The 22,875-nt window shown below is 70.8% G+C and carries 26 protein-coding genes; 7 read left to right on the top strand and 19 right to left on the bottom strand.

Annotated features, from left to right (window positions below):
• Positions 1–5: 5 nt before the first annotated feature.
• A complete protein-coding gene (locus tag FB559_RS26125) occupies positions 6–662 on the top strand; it encodes a response regulator (RefSeq protein WP_141958553.1) in 657 nt (218 codons plus the stop codon).
• A gap of 417 nt (positions 663–1,079) precedes the next feature.
• Here FB559_RS26125 and FB559_RS26120 read toward each other — a convergent pair whose 3' ends face one another.
• Both FB559_RS26120 and FB559_RS26115 read right to left on the bottom strand, forming a co-directional pair.
• Entirely contained in the window at positions 1,080–2,090 is a 1,011-nt protein-coding gene (locus FB559_RS26120) for an Acg family FMN-binding oxidoreductase (RefSeq protein ID WP_141958550.1), read from the bottom strand.
• Between the two features lie 95 nt (positions 2,091–2,185).
• Positions 2,186–3,052 carry a universal stress protein gene (locus tag FB559_RS26115; RefSeq protein WP_141958548.1) on the bottom strand — a complete coding sequence of 289 codons (867 nt, stop codon included), beginning with the start codon at positions 3,050–3,052 and terminating at the stop codon, positions 2,186–2,188.
• Between the two features lie 420 nt (positions 3,053–3,472).
• On the opposite strand from FB559_RS26115, the gene FB559_RS26110 reads away from it, so the two are divergent.
• Entirely contained in the window at positions 3,473–3,679 is a 207-nt protein-coding gene (locus FB559_RS26110; protein ID WP_141958546.1) for a hypothetical protein, read from the top strand.
• Between the two features lie 82 nt (positions 3,680–3,761).
• Here the strand turns inward: FB559_RS26110 and FB559_RS26105 are convergent, their stop codons facing one another.
• The 3 genes from FB559_RS26105 to FB559_RS26095 all read right to left on the bottom strand — a co-directional run bounded on the left by FB559_RS26105 (position 3,762) and on the right by FB559_RS26095 (position 7,952).
• Positions 3,762–5,468 carry a glycerol-3-phosphate dehydrogenase/oxidase gene (locus FB559_RS26105; RefSeq protein ID WP_141958545.1) on the bottom strand — a complete coding sequence of 569 codons (1,707 nt, stop codon included), beginning with the start codon at positions 5,466–5,468 and terminating at the stop codon, positions 3,762–3,764.
• Between the two features lie 107 nt (positions 5,469–5,575).
• Positions 5,576–7,093, bottom strand: a complete 1,518-nt coding sequence (gene glpK / locus FB559_RS26100) for a glycerol kinase GlpK (RefSeq protein WP_141958543.1) — start codon at positions 7,091–7,093, stop codon at positions 5,576–5,578.
• Positions 7,094–7,127: 34 nt separating this feature from the next.
• A complete protein-coding gene (locus FB559_RS26095; protein WP_141958541.1) occupies positions 7,128–7,952 on the bottom strand; it encodes an MIP/aquaporin family protein in 825 nt (274 codons plus the stop codon).
• A 294-nt stretch (positions 7,953–8,246) separates the two neighbouring features.
• On the opposite strand from FB559_RS26095, the gene FB559_RS26090 reads away from it, so the two are divergent.
• Both FB559_RS26090 and glpK (FB559_RS26085) read left to right on the top strand, forming a co-directional pair.
• Positions 8,247–9,011, top strand: coding sequence for an IclR family transcriptional regulator (locus FB559_RS26090; protein WP_141958539.1), 765 nt, complete (start codon positions 8,247–8,249; stop codon positions 9,009–9,011).
• A gap of 34 nt (positions 9,012–9,045) precedes the next feature.
• Complete coding sequence (gene glpK, locus FB559_RS26085; protein ID WP_141958537.1) at positions 9,046–10,554, top strand: glycerol kinase GlpK; 1,509 nt, start codon at positions 9,046–9,048, stop codon at positions 10,552–10,554.
• Positions 10,555–10,557: 3 nt separating this feature from the next.
• Here the strand turns inward: glpK (FB559_RS26085) and FB559_RS26080 are convergent, their stop codons facing one another.
• Positions 10,558–11,739, bottom strand: coding sequence for a PP2C family protein-serine/threonine phosphatase (locus tag FB559_RS26080; protein WP_141958535.1), 1,182 nt, complete (start codon positions 11,737–11,739; stop codon positions 10,558–10,560).
• A 94-nt stretch (positions 11,740–11,833) separates the two neighbouring features.
• Between FB559_RS26080 and FB559_RS26075 the strand changes: the two genes are divergently transcribed.
• Positions 11,834–12,325 carry a MarR family winged helix-turn-helix transcriptional regulator gene (locus tag FB559_RS26075; protein WP_141958533.1) on the top strand — a complete coding sequence of 164 codons (492 nt, stop codon included), beginning with the start codon at positions 11,834–11,836 and terminating at the stop codon, positions 12,323–12,325.
• A 7-nt stretch (positions 12,326–12,332) separates the two neighbouring features.
• Here FB559_RS26075 and FB559_RS26070 read toward each other — a convergent pair whose 3' ends face one another.
• The 7 genes from FB559_RS26070 to FB559_RS26040 all read right to left on the bottom strand — a co-directional run bounded on the left by FB559_RS26070 (position 12,333) and on the right by FB559_RS26040 (position 17,540).
• Positions 12,333–12,599, bottom strand: coding sequence for a hypothetical protein (locus tag FB559_RS26070; RefSeq protein ID WP_141958531.1), 267 nt, complete (start codon positions 12,597–12,599; stop codon positions 12,333–12,335).
• A 159-nt stretch (positions 12,600–12,758) separates the two neighbouring features.
• Complete coding sequence (locus tag FB559_RS26065) at positions 12,759–14,396, bottom strand: PP2C family protein-serine/threonine phosphatase (RefSeq protein WP_141958529.1); 1,638 nt, start codon at positions 14,394–14,396, stop codon at positions 12,759–12,761.
• The gene (locus tag FB559_RS26060) at positions 14,393–15,427 is read right to left on the bottom strand and encodes a SpoIIE family protein phosphatase (protein ID WP_185792407.1); all 1,035 of its coding nucleotides are present in this window, start codon (positions 15,425–15,427) and stop codon (positions 14,393–14,395) included. Before FB559_RS26060 ends, FB559_RS26065 begins: the two co-directional genes overlap by 4 nt.
• Before the next feature lie 281 nt (positions 15,428–15,708).
• Positions 15,709–16,278, bottom strand: coding sequence for a VanZ family protein (locus FB559_RS26055; RefSeq protein WP_141958525.1), 570 nt, complete (start codon positions 16,276–16,278; stop codon positions 15,709–15,711).
• A 171-nt stretch (positions 16,279–16,449) separates the two neighbouring features.
• Positions 16,450–16,713 (bottom strand): UBP-type zinc finger domain-containing protein, encoded by a 264-nt coding sequence (locus FB559_RS26050; protein ID WP_141958523.1) that lies wholly within the window; start codon positions 16,711–16,713, stop codon positions 16,450–16,452.
• Positions 16,714–16,833: 120 nt separating this feature from the next.
• A complete protein-coding gene (locus tag FB559_RS26045) occupies positions 16,834–17,091 on the bottom strand; it encodes a hypothetical protein (protein WP_141958521.1) in 258 nt (85 codons plus the stop codon).
• A 149-nt stretch (positions 17,092–17,240) separates the two neighbouring features.
• Positions 17,241–17,540, bottom strand: a complete 300-nt coding sequence (locus FB559_RS26040) for a WhiB family transcriptional regulator (protein ID WP_246122056.1) — start codon at positions 17,538–17,540, stop codon at positions 17,241–17,243.
• A gap of 100 nt (positions 17,541–17,640) precedes the next feature.
• Between FB559_RS26040 and FB559_RS26035 the strand changes: the two genes are divergently transcribed.
• On the top strand, positions 17,641–17,889 hold the full coding sequence (locus tag FB559_RS26035) for a Smr/MutS family protein (RefSeq protein ID WP_141958519.1): 249 nt from the start codon (positions 17,641–17,643) through the stop codon (positions 17,887–17,889).
• 63 nt (positions 17,890–17,952) lie between these two features.
• Here the strand turns inward: FB559_RS26035 and FB559_RS26030 are convergent, their stop codons facing one another.
• Positions 17,953–18,966 carry a CHRD domain-containing protein gene (locus FB559_RS26030; protein ID WP_185792406.1) on the bottom strand — a complete coding sequence of 338 codons (1,014 nt, stop codon included), beginning with the start codon at positions 18,964–18,966 and terminating at the stop codon, positions 17,953–17,955.
• Positions 18,967–19,123: 157 nt separating this feature from the next.
• Between FB559_RS26030 and FB559_RS26025 the strand changes: the two genes are divergently transcribed.
• Positions 19,124–19,585, top strand: a complete 462-nt coding sequence (locus FB559_RS26025) for a COG4315 family predicted lipoprotein (protein ID WP_141958515.1) — start codon at positions 19,124–19,126, stop codon at positions 19,583–19,585.
• 230 nt (positions 19,586–19,815) lie between these two features.
• Here the strand turns inward: FB559_RS26025 and FB559_RS26020 are convergent, their stop codons facing one another.
• The 5 genes from FB559_RS26020 to FB559_RS26000 all read right to left on the bottom strand — a co-directional run bounded on the left by FB559_RS26020 (position 19,816) and on the right by FB559_RS26000 (position 22,843).
• A complete protein-coding gene (locus FB559_RS26020; protein WP_141958513.1) occupies positions 19,816–20,520 on the bottom strand; it encodes an anti-sigma factor family protein in 705 nt (234 codons plus the stop codon).
• Entirely contained in the window at positions 20,517–20,711 is a 195-nt protein-coding gene (locus tag FB559_RS45765; protein WP_425455082.1) for a sigma factor-like helix-turn-helix DNA-binding protein, read from the bottom strand. The genes FB559_RS26020 and FB559_RS45765 overlap by 4 nt, the downstream gene beginning before the upstream one ends.
• 82 nt (positions 20,712–20,793) lie before the next feature.
• Entirely contained in the window at positions 20,794–21,522 is a 729-nt protein-coding gene (locus tag FB559_RS44860; RefSeq protein WP_221640186.1) for a hypothetical protein, read from the bottom strand.
• The gene (locus tag FB559_RS26005; RefSeq protein WP_246122054.1) at positions 21,519–22,124 is read right to left on the bottom strand and encodes a sigma-70 family RNA polymerase sigma factor; all 606 of its coding nucleotides are present in this window, start codon (positions 22,122–22,124) and stop codon (positions 21,519–21,521) included. Before FB559_RS26005 ends, FB559_RS44860 begins: the two co-directional genes overlap by 4 nt.
• A 128-nt stretch (positions 22,125–22,252) precedes the next feature.
• Positions 22,253–22,843 carry a hypothetical protein gene (locus FB559_RS26000; protein WP_141958507.1) on the bottom strand — a complete coding sequence of 197 codons (591 nt, stop codon included), beginning with the start codon at positions 22,841–22,843 and terminating at the stop codon, positions 22,253–22,255.
• Positions 22,844–22,875 lie beyond the last annotated feature (32 nt).

The raw sequence follows: 22,875 nt of genomic DNA, 5'->3' as shown, positions 1-22,875 counted from the left end.
GGGGCATGACGATTCGGGTATTCCTGCTGGACGACCACGAAGTGGTCAGGCGTGGCGTCGCGGCACTGCTCGAGTCCGAGTCCGACATAGAGATCGTCGGCGAGGCGGCCACCGCCGCCCACGCGATCGCGCGGATCCCGGCGGTACGGCCCGACGTCGCCGTCCTGGACGTACGCCTACCCGACGGCGACGGTGTGGGCGTCTGCCGTGAGATCCGCTCTCGCCTGCCCGGCATCGCCTGCCTGATGCTCACGTCGTTCTCCGACGAGGAGGCGCTCTTCGACGCGGTCATGGCGGGCGCCGCCGGATACGTACTGAAGCAGATCCACGGGTCCGACCTCGTCTCGGCGGTCCGTACGGTCGCGTCCGGGCAGTCGCTGCTCGACCCGCACAGCACCGCCCAGATGCTCCACCGGCTGCGCGAACGCCAGACCCGCAAGGATCCCCTGTCCACCCTGTCCGACCAGGAGCGCCAGATCCTCGAACTGATCGGCGAGGGCCTCACCAACCGCCAGATCGGCGAGCGCCTGTTCCTGGCCGAGAAGACGGTCAAGAACTACGTGTCGAACCTGTTCACCAAACTCGACATGCGCCGTCGTACGCAGGCCGCGGCCTTCGTGGCCCAGCTCAAGGCGAGCGGCGACCGGTCACGGGACGACTAGGCCCTGTCTCAGCTGATTTGCCGTGTGGCGCCGCCTGGGTGGCCTGGGTGGCGCCTGGGTGGCGTTATCCACAGAACCCCGCTCTACTTCCGCCCGCCGCTGTTCTCGCTGGACAATGAGAGTGGGATGGCACCCCCGGGCGGGTGGGCTCCAGGGGGGTGGGCTCCAGGGGGGTGGGCTCCAGGGGGGTGGGCTCCAGATGAGCAGGCCCCAGGGGGGTGAGCTCCAGACGGGTGAGCTCCAGACGGCGGGTCCCAGACGGGTGAGCTCCAGGACGGGCAGGCCCCAGGTGGGTGGACTCCAGGTGGGTGGGCTCCAGGACGGGCAGGCCCCACGACGGATCAGCTCCACTACGAAGCGGCTCGACGACGGGGGCGGGCCCGGCCGAGGGCTTCGGGACAGGACGTGGGGCCGCGGTTACAGTTCGCCTCTTGTCAGTTCGGTCACGGACCGGCGGGCGGGGCCCTCGTGGGCGACGCCCAGCCGCATGATCATCTGTGGGTGCGCGCCGTCGCAGAATCGGTTGCGGATGAATTCCCGCAGCTCGGGTACCTCCAGCGCCTGGCTGTGGAAGGCCGCTGAGACCTCGTACTCGGCCGCGCAGAGCAGGATCCGCTGCAGCGCCTGCCCGGCGCAGAGCCAGTCGTCCCGGTCGTCGTCGTCGGTCACCAGCAGTGCCACGACCCCGTTCGCGTCTCGCTGTTCGGTGCCGGCCTGGCCCCAGCCCTGACCGCGCGCGAAGTCGCATCCGGCGAAGTCCGGGTCGAGATGTGCCGACTCGCGCGGGCAGGGCTCCTCCGGACCGAGTGGCGCGAGCGGCGCGGCCTGGTCCGCCGGCGCGGCCGGCCGGTCCCCCGCCGCCCAGCGGGCCACCTCGGCGGCGTACGCCGGGTTCTGCCGCTGGACCTGTTCGGCCGCCTCTGTCAGGGCGGCGAGCGCGATCCGTGCCCTCGGGTCGGCCACGATGCGCAGGGAGGCCTGTTCGCAGTAGGCGTGGGTGCGGAGCGCCTGCAGCAGGCCGATCGGCAGGCCGCCGGGCCGGAACCCTCCGCTGTGCGTGTGCCTGCGCCTGACCTGGGCGTACGTCTGCCGTTCCTCGGCGGTGGCCGGCTCCTCGACGCCGACCCTGACGTCGGCGATCAGGCCGGGCCTGCGCGGGTCGGACCGGAGGCGTACCTCCGGCATCCGCCCGATGTTGCGCACCGCGAGGCGCAGCGTGTACAGCGCCGCTCCGCAGCTGATGAACATCTCGCGGCCGCGGGGATCGGCCACGTCCAGCCTGCGCTCGGCGTCGGCGTGCACGGTGACCGTCCAGCCCCGCGTGCCGAACCACCACGGCTGGGTGTCGTACACCGACGGCGCCCAGACCGCGGCGTCGACGAGAAAGTGCGCGATCTCGTCCGCCCGCGGTGTCTCCACGGCATTCATGTGCGCTCCCCGTCCGTCGTAGGTCTTCAGCGCACCATCCGTGCCCGGGGACCGGCAGAGACGAAAGTCCCGGCGAGCAGGGACCTGCGGCCGGATCAGCCGGGTGGCGGTACGACCGCCAGCGGGCAGTGGGCGTGGTGCAGGAGGCCGTGGCTGACCGAACCCAGCATGAGGCCCGTGAAACCGCCGAGTCCGCGGGTGCCCACCACCAGGAGATCGGCCCGGGCCGAGACGCCCGCCAGGATCCGCACCGGCCGGCCGTGGACGATCTCGATCACGACCTGGACCTCGGGGTACTTGTCGCGCCAGGGCGCGAGCACCTCGTTCAGCCGGTGGGTCTGCTCCTCGGCGATCTGCTCGGGGTCATAGACCAGCGGTGTCATGCCGCCCAGCCCGGTACCGGGGTCGGACCAGACGTGTACGGCCCGCAGGCGCGCCCTGCGCATGGCCGCCTCCTCGAACGCGAAGGCGAGCGTCGAGTCGCCGGCCGGCGGCGCGTCGAAGCCGACCGCGATCTCCTGTCGCAGGACGGGCTCCACATGGCGTACCACCACGGCCGGCACGCGCGTGTGCGCCACCACCTGCAGCGCCGTGGATCCCAGCAGCAACCCGGCGACCGTGCCCACACCGTGGCTGCCGACCACGACCATGGACGCCTCGCGCGCCCGTTCGAGCAGCGTGCGTGCCGCCCCACCGGGCACGACCTCCCCCGCGACGTCGACCTCGCCGCCCACCCGGGCGCGCGCCGTCTCGACGGCCTCCCCGATGGCCTCCTGGCCACCGGCGAGCAGCCACTCGCGTACCGAGACGAGCCGCGGGTCGACGTTCCGGTCATAGAGCCAGGGAGGCACGGCGTGCACGACCCGCAGGGGTGACCTCCGCAGGGCGGCCTCCTCGGCGGCCCAGCCGACCGCCCCGAGGCTGTGGCGCGAACCGTCCGCGCCCACGATGATCGCGTTCATGACCGGCCCCTTCCGCGGCTCGTCGACACCTCCATCGAAACGCGCGTACGAGGGGCGGCGCAGGGCCGGATGGTCCCGTACGAGGCGCCGATGGTCCCGTTCGAAAATCCCGCGATACGCCCATGAACGGACCATGACAGGCCATCCACCGGACCATGAAGACCGTGCCGCACGCGGAATGCCATATCCGGTCGGCGGAGCCGGGAGATCCGCTCCCACCAGGGCGGTTCACCACTTAAAGCGGGACCGTCAAACCCATCCAATAGTGGTCAAGATGTGGCATATAGCCCTTTGTCAGTATTGCGCCTGCCGACCAGGACATGTGAGGTTGAATTAGGTGATGAGGCCATAAAAGCCGCAAATTGCCTGGCATGACAATGACCCGTCATGCCGTACGGGACGAACCAGGGAGGTATTTCCATGGCGATTTCGAAGCGACTCGCGGTAGCCATCTCCGGTGCGGCCTTCGCGGGCGCGGCCGCACTCACGATGGGTGCGGCGTCCCCTGCCGGCGCGGCGACGACAAGTGCTCCGGTGACCGGTCAGCATCTCGCCAGCCACCTCATCTCATGGTGGGGCTGCGGCTGGGACTGCTGCGACGACTGGGACGACTGGGACTGGTGCTGACGGACGGCTCTCAGCCGGCCGGTGACCCACCGGTGGGGCCTCACGCCTGCGTGGTGCGAGGCCCCGACCGGCGTGCCGTGGCTCAGGAGGCGGCGCGGCCCGGGAACAGTGCCGGAACCTCCCCCAGGGCGGCGGCCGCGGCGACGTCGTCCTGCTGCCGGCGGGCGTCGCGCTCGGCCTCGACCTGGCGCAGGTAGTGCTCCGTCTCGCGCTTCACCGTCTCGGCGTCCCACCCGAGGTGCGGCGCGATGAGCGCGGCGACCTCCGGCGCCGCGGCGGCGCCCTGGTCCCACTCCTCCATCGAGGCACGCAGCCGGCGGCGCAGGACGTCCTCGATGTGCAGAGCGCCCTCGTGCGTCACGGCGTAGACCGCCTCGGCCTTCAGGTAGTCCGCGGCCGAGGAGATCGGTTCGCCGAGCGAGGGGTCGGCCTCGATGAGCTCCAGGAGCTCGTCCACACACGAGCCGTAGCGGTTCAGCAGGTGCTCGATCCGTGCGACGTGCAGGCCCGCGCGGCGTGCCAGTCGCCGTCGGTCGTTCCACAGCACCTCGTACCCGACGGCCCCGGCGAGCGGCAACCGGTGGGTCGCCGAGGCGGGGACGTTCAGCGGCAGCCGCCCCACCACGGCATCGACCACGTCCTCGGCCATCACCCGGTACGTCGTGAACTTCCCGCCGGCGATCACGGTCAGGCCGGGCACCGGCTGGGAGACGGTGTGCTCGCGTGACAGCTTGGTCGTCTCGGCCGCGCCCCCGGACACGAGCGGGCGCAGGCCCGCGTACACGGCCTCGATGTCGTCGGGCACGAGCGGGATCGTCAGCACCGAGTTCACGTGTTCGAGCAGGTAGTCCACGTCGGCGCCGCTGGCGGCCGGGTCGCCCTTGTCCAGGTCCCAGGGCGTGTCCGTCGTCCCGATGATCCAGTGGCGGCCCCACGGGATGACGAACAGGACGCTCTTCTCCGTCCGCATGATCAGGCCGGTGTCCAGGCGGATCCGGTCGCGCGGGACGAGGAGGTGGACGCCCTTGGACGCGCGTACGGACAGGTCGCCGCGGGCGCCGGAGAGCCCCTGGGTCTCCTCGGTCCATACGCCGGTCGCGTTGATCACCTCGCGGGCGCGCACGGTGATCTCCCGGTCGTTCTCCAGGTCACGTATGTGGGCGCCGGCGATGCGTTCGCCCTCACGGACGAAGCCGGTCGCCCGCGCCCGGCTCACGACCGTGGCCCCGTAGCCGGCGGCGGTGCGCGCGAGCGTCATCGTGAAGCGCGCGTCGTCGACCTGGGCGTCGAAGTACTGGATCGCGCCGACGAAGGCGTCGCCGCGCAGGGCCGGCGCCATCCTCATGGCACGCCGGTGGCTCAGGTGCCGGTGCCGCGGCACCGCCCCGGAGCCGCCCATCGAGTCGTACAGGCCGATCCCGGCGCCGACGTAGAAGCGCTCCCACATCCGGTGCTTCAGCGGGTACAGGAACGGGACCGGGTGCACCAGGTGGGGCGCGATCCTGGTCAGCAGCAAGGCGCGCTCCCGAAGCGCCTCGCGTACGAGGCCGAAGTCACGTTGTTCGAGGTAGCGCAGGCCACCGTGGATCAGCTTGCTCGACCGGCTGGACGTGCCGGCCGCCCAGTCCGCGGCCTCGATCAGCGCCACGGACAGGCCGCGTGACACGGCGTCGAGCGCCGCTCCGGCGCCCACGACGCCGCCGCCCACGACCAGCACGTCGAACTCTTGGTCCGCCAGCTCGCGCACCGCCCGTGCGCGATCGGCCGGTCCCAGGGATGCGGGTTTCACAGTCGGGCTCCTCAAGGCTCGGGGTCTGAGGGGGCAAAGGGAGACAAGGGACGGGAGTGACACGCGGCGAGGCGGGGCGCCGGACGGCGCCCCGCCCGCCGAAGGGATCAGTCGACGTCGACCCAGTCGAGGGTGCGCTCGACCGCCTTCTTCCAGCCGGCGTATCCACTGGCGCGCTGGTCCTCGCTCCAGCGCGGCTCCCAGCGCTTGTCCTCGTTCCAGTTCTGCTTGAGCTCGTCGGTGTTCTGCCAGAAGCCGGTCGCCAGGCCCGCCGCGTACGCCGCGCCGAGTGCCGTGGTCTCCGCGACGACCGGCTTGGAGACCGGTACGCCGAGAACGTCGGCCTGCATCTCCATACAGAGCTCGTTCGCGGTCACGCCGCCGTCGACGCGCAGCACGTCGAGCGTGACGCCGGAGTCCTGCCGCATCGCCTCGACGACGTCGCGGGTCTGGTAGCAGATCGACTCGAGCGTGGCCCGCGCCAGGTGGGCGTTGGTGTTGAAACGGGACAGCCCGACGATGGCGCCGCGAGCGTCGGAGCGCCAGTACGGGGCGAACAGGCCGGAGAAGGCCGGCACGAAGTACACGCCGCCGTTGTCCTCCACCTGCCGGGCGAGCGTCTCACTCTGCGAGGCGCCCGAGATGATGCCGAGCTGGTCGCGCAGCCACTGCACGGCCGATCCGGTGACCGCGATCGAGCCCTCCAGCGCGTACACGGGCGCCTCGGAGCCGAACTGGTAGCAGACCGTCGTGAGCAGCCCGTTCTTGGACCGTACGAGCTCGGTGCCGGTGTTGAGCAACAGGAAGTTGCCGGTGCCGTAGGTGTTCTTGGCCTCGCCGACGCCGAAGCAGACCTGCCCGACGGTCGCCGCCTGCTGGTCGCCGAGGTCACCGGAGAGCGGCACCTCGCCGCCTACCGGGCCGTTCGCCAGGGTCATCCCGTAGAAGTCCGGGTTGGACGACGGCTGGATCTTCGGCAGCATCGAACGCGGCACATTGAAGAACGACAGCAGCTCGTCGTCCCAGTCCAGCGTCTCCAGGTTCATCAGCATCGTGCGGCTGGCGTTGGTCGGGTCGGTGACGTGCACGCCGCCGTTGACCCCGCCGGTGAGGTTCCACAGCAGCCAGGTGTCGGTGTTGCCGAACACCGCGTCCCCGGCCTCGGCGGCCTCGCGTACCCCGTCGACGTTCTCCAGGATCCACTGGATCTTGCCGCCGGAGAAGTACGTCGCCGGCGGCAGACCGGCCTTCTGCCGGATCACGTCGCCGCGCCCGTCGCGGTCCAGCGCCGAGGCGATCCGGTCGGTACGCGTGTCCTGCCAGACGATCGCGTTGTAGTAGGGGCGCCCGGTACGCCGGTTCCACACGACGGCGGTCTCGCGCTGGTTGGTGATGCCGAGCGCGGACAGGTCGGTGGCGGTGAGGTTCGCCTGGTGGAGCCCGGTCTCGATGACGGACCTGGTGCGCTCCCAGATCTCGGTGGGGTTGTGCTCGACCCAGCCGGGCTGGGGGAGGATCTGCTCGTGCTCGAGTTGGTGCTTGCCCACCTCGTTGCCCGAGTGGTCGAAGATCATGAAACGCGTGCTCGTGGTGCCCTGGTCAACGGCTCCGACGAAGTCGGCCATGGAAGGTCGCCTTTCTTTTTCTTTCTTTGGGGACTCAGGCGGTCTCGAGCTCAGAGTCTGTCGGGAGCTGGCCGGGTTCGTTGTCGTCCGAGGGCAGGAATCGCGCCACCAGAGCCTGGTACAGCCCGGCGCCGAGCACCGCGCCGATGAGCGGGCCGATGATGGGCACCCAGAAGTACAGCGAGCCGTACTGGTCGCGGAACGCCGTGCCGTACCCGGTGATGAACGAGGCCAGGCGCGGGCCGAAGTCACGTGCCGGGTTGATGGCGTAGCCGGCGTCGGTGCCCCAGGCCATGCCGATCGCCACGACGATCAGGCCGACGATGAAGGGCGCGAGGTTGGCGGCGGGTGAGGAGTTCTTCAGATCGGTCACGGCCAGGATCAGGAAGAGCAGGATGGCGGTGCCGATCACCTGGTCACGGAAGGCTCCCCAGGTGTGCACCGGGAGCGCGCCGTTGCCGGGCAGGGTGGAGAAGACGCCCTGGGTCTTGATGGTGTGCCCCGGGTCCAGCTTGGCGAGGACCTCGCTGTAGTTCCAGCGGACGATCAGGGCGGCCACGAACGCGCCGAGGAACTGCGCGAGGGCGTACGGGGCGACCTTGCGCCAGGAGAAGCCCTTGAAGACGGCGAGCGCGACGGTCACCGCCGGATTGAGATGGGCGCCGCTGATCCGGCCCGCCACGTACACGCCCAGGGTGACGCCGAGGCCCCACGCCCACGCGATGCTGTCATGGTCGCCGATACCACCGGCCACCACCTGCGCCACGACACCCGCTCCGAACAAGATCAGGATCAGGGTCCCGGCGAACTCGGCGGCCATTTCACCGGCCAACCCTGGGATCTTCAATCGCTCTGCCACGTCTCCTCCTTGATGACGACATCCGTTACGGACATCACGAGGCACCCGCGCGTGATGAGGGGGTTCAGGTCTCTCACGGCTGCCCGGACGGTAAGTCGGTCCAGGCAGGGGGTCAACAGACAGGTGCCGACATTGTCGAACACCGCCCTGCGTTGCCAAGCGGACACGGGCCTCACACGACCGTTTCGGACGTCGGCGGGCCACCACGGGGGGCATTCGGATGATCACAGAGCCGGAGCGTGGCAACAATGCCGACATTGTCGAACATATGTTGACATCGCTATGCTCCGCACCGTGCCTGGTCCGGTTCAGTCGATAGAGCGCGCGGCGGCGATCCTGCGCCTGCTCGCGCGTGGCTCGGGGCGGCTCGGCGTCAGCGAGATCGCGGGATCGCTCGGCCTGGCCCGCGGAACCGCGCACGGCATCCTGCGTACGCTCCACGGCGTCGGCTTCGTCGAACAGGACGAGGAGACCGGCAAGTACCGGCTCGGCGCGGCGCTGCTGCACCTCGGCACGAGCTACCTCGACGTCAACGAGCTGCGGTCCCGCGCGATCAACTGGGCGGACGCCCTCGCCGCCCGCAGCGGCGAGGCGGTACGAATCGGCACTCCGCTCGACGGCAAGGTGCTCGTCGTCCACCACGTCTTCCGGCCCGACGACACTCTGCAGACCCTGGACGTCGGGGCCTTGCTCCCGGCCCACGCGACCGCGCTCGGCAAGGTCCTCCTCGCCTACGACGCGGGTACGGCGGCCACACTTCACGGCGACCTCGAACCGTTCACCAGACGTACGAACACCGTTCCCCGCGACCTCGCCAAGGCGCTGGCGCGGGTGCGTGACATGGGGTGGGCGGACGAGATCGAGGAGATGACGGTCGGCGAGGCCGGCGTCGCCGCTCCGATCCGCGGTCAGGGCGGGCTGGTGGTCGGCGCCATGGGGATCCGCGGCGCCATCGAACGCATCTGCGGCCCCGGCGGACGGCCGAACCCGACGCTGGTGACTTACGTACGGGACGCCGCGCGCGCGGTCTCCCGAGACCTGGGGGCCTCCCGCTGGTGAGGCCCTGCTGCCCGACCTTGGAGGTAGGGACGCGATGGTAGAGCGTTACGTGATGTCGGTCGACCAGGGCACGACGTCGACACGATGCATCCTGTTCGACCACGCCGGGCGCCTGGTCTCGGTCACACAACGCGAGCACAAACAGCACTTTCCCAAACCCGGCTGGGTCGAGCACGACGCCATGGAGATCTGGCGCAACCTCGAGCGCATCGCGCCCGAGGCGGTGGCCCAGGCCGGGTGCTCTCCGGACCAGGTGGCGGCCCTCGGCATCGCCAACCAGCGCGAGACCACGGTGCTGTGGGACCGGCACACCGGCCGCCCGATCGGCCATGCCATCGTCTGGCAGGACACCCGCACGGACCGGCTCGTCGACGAGCTCGCCGGGCACCCGCAGGCCGAGATCGTGCGCGAGCGCAGCGGCCTCCCGCTGGCCACCTACTTCTCCGCGCCGCGCATCCGCTGGATGCTCGACAACCGCCCCGGCCTGCGCGAACGCGCCGAACGCGGCGATGTGATCTTCGGGACCATGGAGAGCTGGCTCATCTGGAACCTGACCGGTGGCCCGAACGGCGGACTGCACGTCACCGACGTCACCAACGCCAGCCGTACCCTCCTGATGGACCTCACCACGCTCGACTGGGACGACGGCCTGCTGACCTTCTTCGGCGTGCCACGGGCGATGCTGCCGCGGATCCGGCCCTCGACCGAGACCTACGGCCCCGCCAAGCGGGTGCTGCCGGGCGTACGGATCGCGGCGGCGCTCGGCGACCAGCAGGCGGCGCTCTTCGGGCAGACCTGCTTCGCGCCCGGCGAGGCCAAGTGCACGTACGGCACGGGTGCGTTCCTGCTCCTCAACACCGGCACCGAACCCGTCCAGTCGACCCACGGCCTGCTCACGACCGTGGGCTACCAGATCGGTTCGGAACCCGCGGTGTACGCCCTCGAGGGGTCCATCGCGATCACCGGCGCGCTGGTCCAGTGGTTCCGCGACGGGCTCGGCATCATCAGCAGCGCACCGGAGATCGAGACCCTCGCGCGCACCGTGGACGACAACGGCGGCTGCTACATCGTGCCGGCCTTCTCCGGGCTGTTCACGCCGTACTGGCGCAGCGAGGCACGCGGCATCATCGTGGGCCTGACCTCCTACATCACCAAGGGCCACCTCGCGCGCGCGGTACTCGAGGCCACCGGCTGGCAGACCCGCGAGGTGGTCGACGCGATGAACGCCGACTCGGGACTGGCGCTCAAGGCGCTCAAGGTGGACGGCGGCATGACCGCCGACAACCTGCTCATGCAGTTCATCGCCGACGTCCTCAACGTGCCGGTGATCCGCCCCATGGCCGCCGAGACCGTCTCGCTCGGCGCCGCGTACGCCGCCGGGCTGGCCGTCGGTTACTGGCCCGATCTCGAGGGGCTGCGGCGCAACTGGCACCGCGCGGCGCAGTGGCTGCCCGCGATGGATCCGGTGCGCCGCACCGTGGAGTACGACAACTGGCATCGGGCGGTGGAGCGCACCTTCGACTGGATCAAACCGGAAGGCTGACCGTCACACGCCCGGCGGGCTGCCGGCCGTCCGCCCGGTCCAGTCCAGGCAGAGGACGACGGCGTCGTCGGCGATCTCGCCGCCCTCGTAGTAGTCGAGGAGACCGCGGGTGAGAGTGCGGACCGCCTCCGACGGGCTCTGCAGGCGGGTCTGACGCAGCCCCATCGCCAGCGCGGACGCCCCGTAGGAATCGCCGCCGGGGGACACGGCGGCGTGGAAGCCGTCGCTGAGGATGATGAGGCGGTCGCCGGTCTCGACGGCGAACTCCTGCTCGGTGTACTGGGTGTCGTCGAACATGCCCAGCGGGAGCTGCGCCTCCAGCTCGACCGGATCGACCTTGCCGCCGCGCATCCGGAAGATCTTCGGCGAGCCCGCGTCGATGACCGCGGCCCGCCCCGTGGCCAGGTCGAACCGCAGCAGGAGCGTCGAGACGTGCCGCCGGCCGTGGTGGTGGTTGTAGATCGTCTCGTTCGCCAGCGTGGCCTGGTCGATCAGGTCGGCGCCGGAGCGGCGGGCGTTGCGCAGGGCGCCGACGGCGAGCTGCGTGAGCAGGGCGGCGTCGGCCCCGCGGCCCATGCCGTTGGTGACGGAGACGCTCAGGTGGTCGGCGGCGGTCACCCAGTCGAAGTTGTCACCCCAGATCGCGTAGGCCGGCTCGAGCTGCCCGGCCAGGTGGAACTCATCCGTCACGCACGAGCGTCCGGGCAGCAGCTCCCACTGGATCTCCGCGGCGAGCGTGAGGCGGTTGCGACGCCGCACGCGCCGGTAGAGGTCGGTGCCGTCATCGGCGATCTTGAGCGCACGGGCCAGGACCATGGCGAGCGCGACGAGCTCCTCACGTGTGGCCAGGTCGGGCTGGTCCGGCAGTGACACGGTGAGGACGCCGGAGCGGTCGCCCCGCACGGCCAGCGGCAGGTGGAACTCCCAGGGCCCGTCGTCGGCCGGCGGCCTCAGCACCGGCTCCTGCGCGGCGAAGGCGCGTCCGGCGGGCGTGCCGTCCATACGGAACCCCGGGCGTTCCGAGGCGACCGGGATGAGGAAGTCCAGCCGGTAGTCCGCGAGCAGCAACTCGACGGAGGTCGCGCCATAGGACTGCCGGATGGCGTCGGACACACTCCCGGCGAGGGCGTGCGGCTGAGCCTCCCAGATGGCGCGTTCGGTGTTACGTCGCTGGTCTTCGGACATGATCTCGTCTCGCTCGGCTGCCTTGGGTAATGAACTGTTCGGATGCGCGGCGTGAACGAGTGACTGCGCACGCGCGATGTGTGACGGTAGGGGTATGGTGGCGGATGTGGGTGATTCATCGCAGCTGTCGGAATGCGCCGCTGCGATCGATCTGGCCGCCGAAGCGATCGTCCGGATCTGGACGGGACCACAGAGTGCGCCTGGCGTGCCGGTTCCGGCCACTCAGCTGCGCGTTCTGTTCGTCGTGGAGCAAAACGGAGCGATCAATCTCAGTGGTCTGGCGGCCGAGCTCGGTGCGCTCCTGTCCTCGGCAAGCCGACTGTGTGACCGCCTTGAAGCCGCTGGGCTGATTGTACGCGAGTCCGGTCAGCAATCCCGGAGAGAGATCGCCATCCGGCTCAGTCCCGACGGCGAGGCGTTGCTCGACCGCGTGCGCCAGGAGCGGCAGGAGGAGATCAAGAAGGTTCTGGCCCGGATGCCCTCCGTAGCCCGCCAGGCGCTGTTCAACGGCCTCAGCGAGTTCCGCGCCGCGGCCGACGTGTCCGGCACGTCCGGATCGGCCGAGTCCTTCTCGATGCCCGCCTGACGCCCGCTCAGGGCTCGGTGGCCACCTGCTCCCGCGGTCCGGGGCTCTCCTCGCTCAGGTCCGCTCCGCCGCGCATGGCGCGGTCGACCCGTGCGACGTTCTCCGTCGCGATGGTCTCGACCAGCTCCACGGTCGTCGGAACCTCGCCGAACAGATGAGTCCCTTCGACCGCCTTGGCGACCTGCTCCTCCACGACCTGCTGGGGGACGTCGGGATAGTCGCCGGCCAGCCGGTCGACGAGCTCACCGTATTGCTCCGTCTCGGAGTCAGCCATCGAGGCTCCTTCCAGCACGGCGGGACCCGGTGAAGAGGACCGCCGATATGTTCCAGCGGCCCCGGGGACCGCGTTAGTTGCCGGAGGACAACTGTCTTATTACGCCAACTATATTCCGAGCGGGCCACCACGTGGACCGGAACCGCGGACACGTGATGGTCACGGCGTTGCCGTGCGGAACATCAGCAGGCACGTGTCGTCCTCGCGGGCGCTGTCGCGCAGCATGTCCGTGAGCACGCTGTCGGCGATGACGTCGAGCTCGCCATCCGCCCGCGCGAACGCCCTGGCGAGCTTGTCGATCCCCTCCCCCAGGGGCACTCCGCGCCGCTCGATGAGTCCGTCGGTGTAGAAGAGCACGATCGAGCCGGGCTCGGGCCGGATGCCGAACTCCTGCAGGCGTGCGCCCTCCAGTGGCATGCCGAGCAGGAAGTCGTGGCCCTCCAGCACCGTCACGGTGCCATCGGGCGCGCGGAGCAACGGCGGCATGTGACCGGCGTTGGCCCAGCGCAGGAGGCCGTCGCCGGACACCTGCGCGAGCACCGCGGTGGCCAGGTCGTCCGGCTGAAGATGCGACAGGAGCCGGTGCATCCGGGTCAGGACCTCGCCCGGGCCGTCGGCGTCGATCGCGAACGCCCGCAGCGTGGTGCGCAGCTGTCCCATGAGGGCGGCCGCCTGAAGCCCGTGCCCCGTGACGTCGCCGACCGCGGCGACCATGTCGCCGTCGGGGCGCTCGAACGCGTCGTACCAGTCGCCGCCGACGTTCAGCCCCGCCTCGGCGGGCAGGTAGCGAGCGGTGAAACGCAGCCGTCCAGACGACGGCAGGTCGGTGAGCATGGCACGCTGCAGCAGCTCCGCGACGTCGCGTTCGTGCTCGTAGCGCAGCGCGTTGTCGGTCGCGGCGGCGGTCAGCCGGGCCAGCTCGCCGAAGACCGCGACGTCCTCGGCGGTGAAGGAGTCCGCGGGCGGCTCGACGGCGAGGACGCCGAGGGTGGTGCCTCGTGAGATCAGCGGGACCGCGAGGATCTGCTGATCGTCGATCGTGGTGTCGACGCCCGGCGCCACTTCCTCGTCGCCCGGCACGCGGGTAGCGTGCTGGGCCCGGCCGCTGCTGAACGCCTTCTCGACCAGCGGCCGGGGCCGCTCGGCCTCGGCCGCGGGCGGATAGGGGTCGAGCAGGCCGGGCTCGCGGACCAGCCACACCGTCATGCGGGACGCGTAACGCGGGACGACGCTCGCGTGCAACCGCCAGAGAAGCCGCTCGTGCTCGAGCGACTCGGCCAGGATGGCGCCGGTGTGGGCCAGGAACGCCAGCCGGGCACGTGACGCCTCGGCCACGGCATGTGCCCGGCGTTCGGCGCTCAGCAGGCGGCGCTGCAGGTCACTGGCGTGGCGGAGCCGCTCGGTCGTCTCGGCGAGCTCGGCGTGCAGCGCGACGACTCCCTGGCCGGTCTGCTCCAGCTCCTGCCCTTGCCGGCCGAGGGCCTCGTGCTGGCCGATGACGAGGTCGAGCAGTCCGGCCCCGTCGCCGCGGCCGTCGGACGCGGTCTCGCCGTACGCCGCGACCGTCGCCGTCGAGGCGGGTGCCGCGCCGTTCCCGACCGTGGCGCTCAGGGATCCGCCGGTGACGCTGAGCGTGAGCCGGTCGCCGGGCCGGTGGTCGCGCAGCGCCCGTGCGACGGTGGCCAGGAACCCGGCGCGTTCGTCCTCGGCGACGCCGAACCGTCCCATGGCGGACGCGACCGTGGCGAGGGCCGCGACCGGATCGCCGATCGGTCCGTCCTGGATCCGCTCGTTCATCGAAGACCATTCTCCGGTGATGTACGGGCTACGACAACCGTGGCGTCGTCGTTGCCGCGCAGAGCGTCCCGCCAGATCAGCGCGGCCAGGATCGCGGGATGGTGATTGTCTGCGCCTGGATGGTCGGCCGGGTCCCAGCGGTTCGTGACGCCATCCGTGTGCATGACGAGCACGGCCGGCGCGAGCCAGTCCGCGGCGACCAGCCGGTGCAGCCGTGGCCGGGCGGCGGCGCCGATGCCATGGCCGGCACCGAGGATGCCCGGCCGGGACACGAGCGTCTGGGCGTTGCCGGGCCGGAACAGCCGGCCGGTCACGTTGCCCATCCCGGCGAAGGTGAGCTGACGGGACCGCCCGTCGATCTGGGCGACCGCGGCGGCGGCACCCCTCGTGACCCGCAGGTCGACGTCGATCTCGCGGAGCAGACCGGCCGAGTCGCGGGCGGGACGCTGTTCGAACCGCTCCAGCGCGGCCTGCCGCGCCTCGGCCGCCTCGACTCCGTGCCCGAGGCCGTCGACGACGCCGATCGTCATCCGCTCGCCTTCCCAGGCCAGGCCGAAGCCGTCCCCGACCGCCGACTCGTCCGGATGCGGGGTGATGATCCCGCCGAACTCGACCGGCCCCGCCGGCTCCGCGGCGGCCGGTCCGACCCGTGCCAGCACGACCGTGCCCTGTCCAGGCCTGCTGTACAGGTCGAACTGCGCCGCCTCACGCCGGCACGCGTCCAGGCCGGCGCCCAGCGACGTGCCGGTCGTACGGCCGTCGATCCTGGACACCGCCGCGTCGTCGATACCGGGGCCCCGGTCCACCGCGACGATCTGCACCGCGCCCTTGCCGGCGACGCTGACCAGCAACCGGCCGCCGACGGCGTGCCGGACGAGGTTGGTGGCCAGCTCGGTCGCGAGCCGCTCACAGGTGGCGACCTCGCCCGGGTCCAGGCCGGCGGCAAGCGCCGCGGCGGACGCGGCCGCGGTCGCGCCGTGCACCTGGCCCTCGTCGGCCACGGTCAGGTCCCACGCCTCGGTGACCGTCATCCGGCCGCTCATCGCGGCACACGCCGGCCGGCGCGCGACGACGAGACCGCCATGACGGTGGTCCCGGCGTGGCGCGCCACCGCGATCCGCACGTCGCCGGTCATCGGGTCGTCACCCGTATCTCCATGATCCTGATCGCCCCCGGGACGCGCGCCCCCGCGCGCGTATGGCCGGCCACGCTCCCGGACGAGGCGAGGCCGCCCGCCGGGCGGTTCTCACAGCCGGGATCACAAAAAGCTTGCCAAGCGACAATCGTAGCGAATCCGCACGTACAACGCGCGTCAGGTCGAACGATGCGCCCAGCGCGAGACCCGGCGGCCGACGAGAAGGTAGGCCAGCACCGCGCCCACCGTGTTGAGGATGACGTCATCGGCATCGAACGCCCGGCCGGCGAGCATCGTGCCCTGGACCGTCTCGATGCACAACGAGATGAGTCCGACTACGAGAAGTATCCGGAGCGGACCGCGGAACCGGTTGGACAGCACGGGCAGAAGAACGCCGAGCGGCATCAGCAGGACCAGGTTGCCGCCGATCTCCAGCAGCGCCGTCCTGACACTGGGCTGATCGAGGTACAGCCGCAGCGTCTGGCCCGGGTGCGTGTTGTCATGCACGTACTTTCCGGCACCGGGCTCCGGCCGCAACGTGAGCTTGGAGATCACGTAGGCGAACAGCACGACACCGACCAGCCCCGCGATGATCCAGAGGCCGCGTATCAGGTAGCTCGTGAAGGGTCGAGAGCCGCTCTTGCCGCCGGTCTTCTTGTCGCGCGGCTTCTTGTCGCCCGTCTTCTTGTTGCTCGTCTTCTTGTTTCCACTCTTGTTGCCACGACGCTTGACGGAGGTGGACGGCATGCTCGCCTTCCGTGGGGGGATCACTACTCGGCTCGCCGCGGCGGCCCGGGTCGCCCCGGGCGCGGATGGTGAGTTGGGGGGCACATCGTAGCCATCCCCGGAAGCGAACGGCCTATCCCCCTCGATGTCCTCGTATGTGGCCGAATCAGACTTAAGATCCCACGCGGGCTCCTACACGAACGTCTCGTCCACGAAGCACCAGCGCCAGTCCTCGCCCGGCTCGAAGGAACGCACGACCGGATGGCCGTCCGCCGCCGCGTGCGCACGGGCGTGGCGGTTGGGCGAGGAGTCGCAGCAGCCGATGTGCCCGCAGCTCAGGCACTCGCGCAGGTGCACCCAGGGTGAGCCGATCTTGAGGCAGTCTTCGCAGCCCGCCGTGGTGTGCGGGGCGACCGCCGGCGGCAGGGAGAGTACGTGCGGACAGGTGACGGACATCGCGGGGCGCCCCTCGTGTTCCGGCCGGCCCCGGCGGGCCGGCGATCGAGTCCAGAATCTCACCCCGGCGAGCCCTGGGCGCCACCCAGGGCGCGATCGGCGGGTCCGGCGCCCGCGTGCTCAGCCGAACTGGACGCCGTAGACGGACCGGACCGTGTCCAGCGCCCAGTGCATACGGCGGGCGAACTCATCGGGGTGGTCGCCGGCCTCCTGCGCGACGCACGAGACACAGGCCATGCAGTCCTCGATCAAGGTCCGCAGGCCCTGCTCGACGACCGTGCGTACCTGCGAGGCGGTGGGCGCCTCGGACGCCTGGAGCGTCGAGGCGAACAGGACCTCCGCGAGGTCCGACGTGCTGGGGATCATCGTGCTTGGCATCGGGGTCTCCTTCGCCGCAACCCTTCTGTTCCTTAATACGCGGCCCATGTAAAGCCTGGCTCAATATCCAGCCCATGAATGAGCTATCCCCGGCGACATGTCGACCATGCCACCGGGGAAGCCTCAGCGCACCTGCGACGCTCTCCGCGTCACCGGACGGCCGGAGCACGCCGGTTCAGGCGGCGGAGCCGTGCGCGCTCCTCAGGGGTGAAACCACCCCAGATGCCGATCTTCTCGCCGCCGTCCATCGCCGCCAGCAGGCATTCCTCTCGTACGGGACACTGGCGGCAGATCGCCTTCGCCCGGGCGATCACGGTGTTCCGGAGGTCCGCCTTCGCGGGAAAGAAGAGCTCCGAGCCGTACGGCCGGCATGCCGCACGCGTCCGCCAGTGGCTCCCCGTCCCCTCCGCGGCCTCCGTGACGACGTCTTCCATCGGTTCGTGGACCATCTGTGCCCCCCTTGACTCATGCACGGTCATCCGTCGTACGCACCTGAGGGGATGCGTGGTTCACTTCACGGGACCGGTCCGGGTACGGAGGAGAATCCCCATGACGCTGACGCTCGATCTGCATCCGATCTTTCGGAACGAACGCGAGGTCGACCGCGCCGTACGGGCCATCATCTTCGAGGCCGTGCGCACGAAGGCCGAGACCGTCGAGATCATCCCGGGCAAGGGGTCGGGCAAGCTCCAGCAGCGCGTCCTCGCCATGCTGAAGCAGGCTCACCTCAGGAAGCTGTACCAGCGGGTCGAGACCGACGAGAGCAACACCGGACGCGTGCTCGTGCACTTCCGCTGACCGTACGCGCGACGTCAGGAGGGCCCGGAGCGTGTCGCTCCGGGCCCTCCTGACGGTCGGGCGTCAGCCGGCGAGCTGGGCGCGCAGGGCGCCGCCGGGGAACTCCGCGGAGTGCAGGTTGGCGTAGAAGCCGCGCGGGTTCTGGCCGATCCGGCGGACGACGGCCGGGTCGAGGCCGGTGGCCGTGCCCGCGATGGCGAAGACCGTGGCGGGCACCGGAGTGGTGAACAGCGGGACGACCACCGGTCCGTTGGCACCGAAGGCGCCCTGGTGGATGTGGCCGAGGGTGGGTGTCACGCCGATCCACGCGAAGGAGTAACCGACCTGTGTACCGGCCGGGCGGATGAAGGTCACGGCGCGCGCGTCCGGGTCGCCGACCGCGGGGCCGTTCGCCACCGGCACCTCCTGGTCACCGGACAGGAACCCGCGCAGGCCGCCACCGGTCACGAGCCGGAGCACGTCGGTGGGCCCGGCCAGCGGGCTGAGCTGGGCGCGTACGGCACCTCCCGGAAACTCCTTGCTGTGCAGGTTGAGGTAGAAGCCACCCGGGTTCTGGCGGATCGCGTCGGCGATGGCCGGGTCGGGCACGGTCACCGAGCCCGCCGCGGCCGTCGCGGTGTCCGGCATCGCCGTGGTGAAGAGCGGCACCTTGACGTCACCGTTCACGCCGGCCACGCCCTGGTGGATGTGGCCGAGGGTGGGCGCGGTGATGCCCTTCCAGTTGAAGGCGAACGTCACCCGGTCGCCCTGCAGGCGGATCACGCCGGTCGCGCTCCCGTCCGGGTCACCGACGGCCGGTTTGCCCGCCACCGGGACCTCGTTCCGGCCGGAGAGACGGGCGGCGAAGTAGACCGGCCGCTGGCGTGCCCGTGCGATGGCCTCGTCGCGTGAGACGTCCTGCCGCTGCGGCGGCGGGGCCGACTGGGGCATCTTCATGTCCGGCATGCCGGGCATCGAGTGGTCCTGGGATCCGCCGGAGGGCTCCGGCGTCGGGTAGTCCGTGGCGCGCGCGGCCGTCGTGCCGAGCATGCCGAAGGCGAGCGCGATGGCGGGTATCGCGGCCAGTCTCTTGCGCATTCTCATTCCTTTGAACAGAGGTGCCTTTTTCGTGATTCGCCCCCCGGTACGGCACCGCGGACCTCGGCGGTTCACCCGAATTCAGGGAAAAACGGATTGAACCGCCGGTCCGTCGTATGCGTACTGCACGCCAGATCCCGTTGAATAAGGAGCTCTCATGCGCATACGTTTCCTCGTCCTCGGTGCCGTACTCGCGACCGGCCTCGCCGCCTGTGGCGGTGGCGGCGGCGGCCACGAGCCCGGCGGCCATGCCGCGCCGGCCGGGGCGGGCGTCACGGTCAGCCAGTCGAGCCTGGGCCCGATCCTGACCGACCGGAGCGGACGCACGCTGTACGCGTTCACCAATGACAAGAACGGCGGCAGCAGCTGCTCCGGACAGTGCATCGCGAGCTGGCCCGCGCTGGTCAGCGGCAAGGCGGTGACCGCGGGCGCCGGCACCCAGAAGGCGCTCCTCGGCGAGACCAAGCGCGCCGAAGGCACCCTCCAGGCGACGTACGGCACCTGGCCGCTGTACTACTACGCCGGGGACATGAACCCCGGCGACGTGGACGGCCAGGGCGTGGACGACGTCTGGTACGTCGTCGGCGCGGACGGAAAACTGATCAAGCGAGCGTCATGACGCGCGATGGGGCCGGGTCGTTTCCCGGCCCCATTCACCGCGCCCGGATTCCGGTGCGCGAAACGCGATTTCCGTGCCTGTCGGCCGTGCCATTCGGCCGACGAGTCAAGCTCCATTCAGCTGGAAATACCTACCATCACCATCGGCCATTCGTGGTCACACAGGGGCGCCGCGTGCAACCGGCCACGGGCGGGATCGTCAGATAGGCGATGACGGTCCCGGCACCGGCTTCAGACCGGGATCGTCACCAGCCGGCCGCCGCCCTCGATGAGCACGTCGTAGCGGCTGACGTCCGACGGCTTGACGGAGATGCCGCCGTGGACCTGGAGATGGGCCGGAGAGCCGGGCACGCCGTACCCCTTGGGCGGGACCGCCCATTCGGTCACCGGCTGCTGCTGCCCGGACCGCGTGATCGCCACGAGCCGGCAGGTCAGCGGGCCGCGGACGTTGGCCAGGTCCAGCCCGACCTCGGTGCCGAACGGCTCGGCACGCGTCGCCACGACGCCCACCGCGTGGGTGGCCGGGTCGGTGGCCGAGTGGCGTACGCCGTTGGCGAGGACGTCCGCGGCGGGGCTGCCGTGCTGGTGCTCGCCCCCGCCGTCCGGCGAGACGATGGCCGAACCGACCGTGACGCCGCCCGCCACCAGCGCGACGCCGGCCGCCAGCCCGATCACCAGCGTGCCGCGGCGCCTGCGGCGGTCTTCTCGTCTGCGGCGGTCGACCAGGGCGGTGATGTTGCCCGACAGGTCCTCGGGCTCCTCGTCGTCGACCTCGACCGGGCCGATGCCGGCGAGCAGACTGCGCATGCCGCCGAGCCCGCTCAGCTCCGCCGCGCATGCGGTGCAGTCGCCGAGGTGGTCTTCGAACGCCTGCCGGTCGTCCTCCTCGAGGAGACCGAGAGCGTACGCACCGACGTCGGTGTGCGCGACGGTCATGTGGAAACCCCTCGCTCCTCGAGCACGATGCGCAGGGCGCGGAGCGCGTAGTAGACCCTGCTCTTGGCGGTACCCAGTGGGATACCCAATATATCCGCGGCCTCGTTGACCGAACGATTGCGCATGACCGTCTCGGTGAGGACCTCGCGGTGGGCGCGCGAAAGAGAACTCAGCGCTTCTGCGACTATCACCCTGGGCAGGACGTCCTCCCATCTACCGATGGTCCGGCCGTACTTCGGAGCGTACAGAACAACGCGCCGGAGCCGGGCCGGCTCATCCGCGCCCCTCGACCGGGATGCTGAGAAGCGTCTGCCCGCCCCCCTCGACCTGGACGTCGAACCGCGCCAGGTCGGCACGGGCGAACGCGGTGCCCCCGTGGACCTGGAGGCTCGCGGGCGTGCCGGGAAAGCCGTACCCCTTGGCCGGGACGGTCCAGTCCGTGACCGTACGCCGCTCGCCCGTCCTGGACACCGCGACCAGCTCACAGACCAGCGGGCCCCTGACACGGCTCAGCTCCAGGCCGACGTCGGTGCCCCAGCCCGCGCTCAACATCGCCACCGTGCCCCTGACGCCGGTCTTCGCGTCGGCCGCGGAGACCTTCTCCCCGGACGTGAAGACCTCGTCCACCGACATGGAGTGGCCGGGCATCGCCTTCCCGATGGGATCGGCCCGGTCACGCGCGGCGATCGCGCCGGCGATCGCGCCGCCGGCGAGCAGCACCACGCCCGCGGCGGCGCCGAGCACGGCCGTGCCGCGGCGCCGGCTGCGCGCGGCCGACCTGCGGCGGCGCAGCATGTCCTCGATCCGCCCTCCGGCGGTGTCCTCCTCGCCGGTGACGGGCGTGACGTCGGCGAAGACGGCGGCCATCCCGGCGAAGTCGCCGAGTTCCTCGGTGCACAGCGTGCACTGCGTGAGATGGCCCTCGAAGGCCACCCGGTCGTCCTCCTCGAGCAGCCCGAGGGCGTAGGCCGCGACGTCTGTGTGCTGAACCTCGGTTGTCACGCCAGTGCCCCCCTCTCCTCCAGAACGACCTTCAGCGCACGAAGTGCGTAGTAGGTACGTGACTTGACCGTACCGACCGGTACGCCGAGCACCTCGGCGGCCTCGTTCACGCTACGGTCCCGCAGAATCGTCTCGTTCAGGACCTCGCGGTGAGCCGGCGACAGCTCCTTCAGCGCCTCCCTCACGACCACCGTCCGCAGCAGGTCCTCCATGCCGTCGGCGATGTGCAGGCCCTCCAGCGCGGCCTCGCCCGCCTCCTGCGGCCGGGCCGCCTTGCGCCGCCGGTCGTCGATGACGACGCGACGGGCGACCGTCGCCAGCCAGGGCATCAGCGACCCGGCCTCGCCGTCGAGCCGGTCGGCCGAGCGCCACGCACGGATCATGGTCTCCTGCACGACGTCCTCCGCCCACTGCCGGTCACCGCCGACCTGCTTCATCACGAAGCTCAGCAGCGGCCGGTGGTATTCGCGGTAGAGCCCGGCGACGATCCGGTCTTCGTCGGCGTCCTTCACCGGTCGTGTCCCGCGGGCCCACAGGCGCGAGCCGCGCGTCGGGGAGGCGTCCATGGCGATGCGTCTCCGGCGGGTCGAGGAGGAACTCACGATGGGGTCGTCAGCGGGAGGCGTGGGTCCGGCCGGGACCGGCGTAAGGGTGTGCTGCCGCATCTCCGGTCTTTCGCGTCTTTCGAGTGAAGGGGACGTGCCGGTCCGGGCACGTCCCCGTGTGCGGGTCAGTAGCCGTACGAGCCCTGGCCGGGCGGTCCCGGGACCAGGCCACCGCCCGCCTTCGAGCCGTCCGGGGCCATCGCGAACCACTTGCCGCCGATCCCCTGGCCGTTGATCTGGCCGGGCGCGGTGTCCCTGGCGTACGTGTACGCGGGACGGCCGTCGATGGTGGCCTGGCAGATGCCGTCCTTGGTCATGATGTTGCCGATGCTCGAGCGCGGGATGCCCTTGAGTCTCAGCTTCTTGGTGAACTTCACCGGCGGCCACAGCCTGGCGCACGCACCGGAACAGTTGGAGACCGACGGCTTGGCCGTGTCGGCGTCGAAGCGGTAGACGGTGAGGCCCTTGCCGTTGACGACGATCGTGCCGAGGGTGGGGGTCTGCGCGTCGGACAGGACGAGCCAGCCCTTCCAGCGCCGGGCCGCGGCGGCCGGCGCGGCCTTCGCGTCGCCCGGTGCGACGGTCGCCGCCGCCGGCACCTCGTTCTTCGGCTTGGCCGTCTCGTTGCCGCCCGTGCCGCAGGCGGCGAGCATCAGTCCGGCCACGGTCGCGGTGCCCGCCAAAGTGATCCGGCGCCTCATGCCCATCGTCCTCATCCCCTCGACTCCTCCGGTGTCGGGAAGCAGTA

Origin of the sequence: Actinoallomurus bryophytorum (assembly GCF_006716425.1) — a bacterium.
GTDB lineage: Bacteria > Actinomycetota > Actinomycetes > Streptosporangiales > Streptosporangiaceae > Actinoallomurus > Actinoallomurus bryophytorum.
The sequence above is the reverse complement of the archived record's forward strand: the minus strand, read 5'-3'. Positions and strand labels throughout refer to the sequence as shown.

Coding starts and splice junctions, on each gene's coding strand:
- FB559_RS26070 (WP_141958531.1), bottom strand. CDS start 12,599: ATGGCTGACTCCGAGACGGAGCAATACGGTGAGCTCGTCGACCGGCTG.
- FB559_RS26050 (WP_141958523.1), bottom strand. CDS start 16,713: ATGTCCGTCACCTGTCCGCACGTACTCTCCCTGCCGCCGGCGGTCGCC.
- FB559_RS26080 (WP_141958535.1), bottom strand. CDS start 11,739: ATGTCCGAAGACCAGCGACGTAACACCGAACGCGCCATCTGGGAGGCT.
- FB559_RS26040 (WP_246122056.1), bottom strand. CDS start 17,540: ATGGTCCACGAACCGATGGAAGACGTCGTCACGGAGGCCGCGGAGGGG.
- FB559_RS26030 (WP_185792406.1), bottom strand. CDS start 18,966: ATGCGCAAGAGACTGGCCGCGATACCCGCCATCGCGCTCGCCTTCGGC.
- FB559_RS26065 (WP_141958529.1), bottom strand. CDS start 14,396: ATGAACGAGCGGATCCAGGACGGACCGATCGGCGATCCGGTCGCGGCC.
- FB559_RS26125 (WP_141958553.1), top strand. CDS start 6: ATGACGATTCGGGTATTCCTGCTGGACGACCACGAAGTGGTCAGGCGT.
- glpK (WP_141958537.1), top strand. CDS start 9,046: ATGGTAGAGCGTTACGTGATGTCGGTCGACCAGGGCACGACGTCGACA.
- FB559_RS26045 (WP_141958521.1), bottom strand. CDS start 17,091: ATGCCAAGCACGATGATCCCCAGCACGTCGGACCTCGCGGAGGTCCTG.
- FB559_RS26115 (WP_141958548.1), bottom strand. CDS start 3,052: ATGAACGCGATCATCGTGGGCGCGGACGGTTCGCGCCACAGCCTCGGG.
- FB559_RS26075 (WP_141958533.1), top strand. CDS start 11,834: ATGGTGGCGGATGTGGGTGATTCATCGCAGCTGTCGGAATGCGCCGCT.
- FB559_RS26020 (WP_141958513.1), bottom strand. CDS start 20,520: ATGACCGTCGCGCACACCGACGTCGGTGCGTACGCTCTCGGTCTCCTC.
- FB559_RS26110 (WP_141958546.1), top strand. CDS start 3,473: ATGGCGATTTCGAAGCGACTCGCGGTAGCCATCTCCGGTGCGGCCTTC.
- FB559_RS26120 (WP_141958550.1), bottom strand. CDS start 2,090: ATGAATGCCGTGGAGACACCGCGGGCGGACGAGATCGCGCACTTTCTC.
- FB559_RS26060 (WP_185792407.1), bottom strand. CDS start 15,427: ATGACGGTCACCGAGGCGTGGGACCTGACCGTGGCCGACGAGGGCCAG.
- FB559_RS26025 (WP_141958515.1), top strand. CDS start 19,124: ATGCGCATACGTTTCCTCGTCCTCGGTGCCGTACTCGCGACCGGCCTC.
- glpK (WP_141958543.1), bottom strand. CDS start 7,093: ATGGCCGACTTCGTCGGAGCCGTTGACCAGGGCACCACGAGCACGCGT.
- FB559_RS26055 (WP_141958525.1), bottom strand. CDS start 16,278: ATGCCGTCCACCTCCGTCAAGCGTCGTGGCAACAAGAGTGGAAACAAG.
- FB559_RS26035 (WP_141958519.1), top strand. CDS start 17,641: ATGACGCTGACGCTCGATCTGCATCCGATCTTTCGGAACGAACGCGAG.
- FB559_RS26000 (WP_141958507.1), bottom strand. CDS start 22,843: ATGAGGACGATGGGCATGAGGCGCCGGATCACTTTGGCGGGCACCGCG.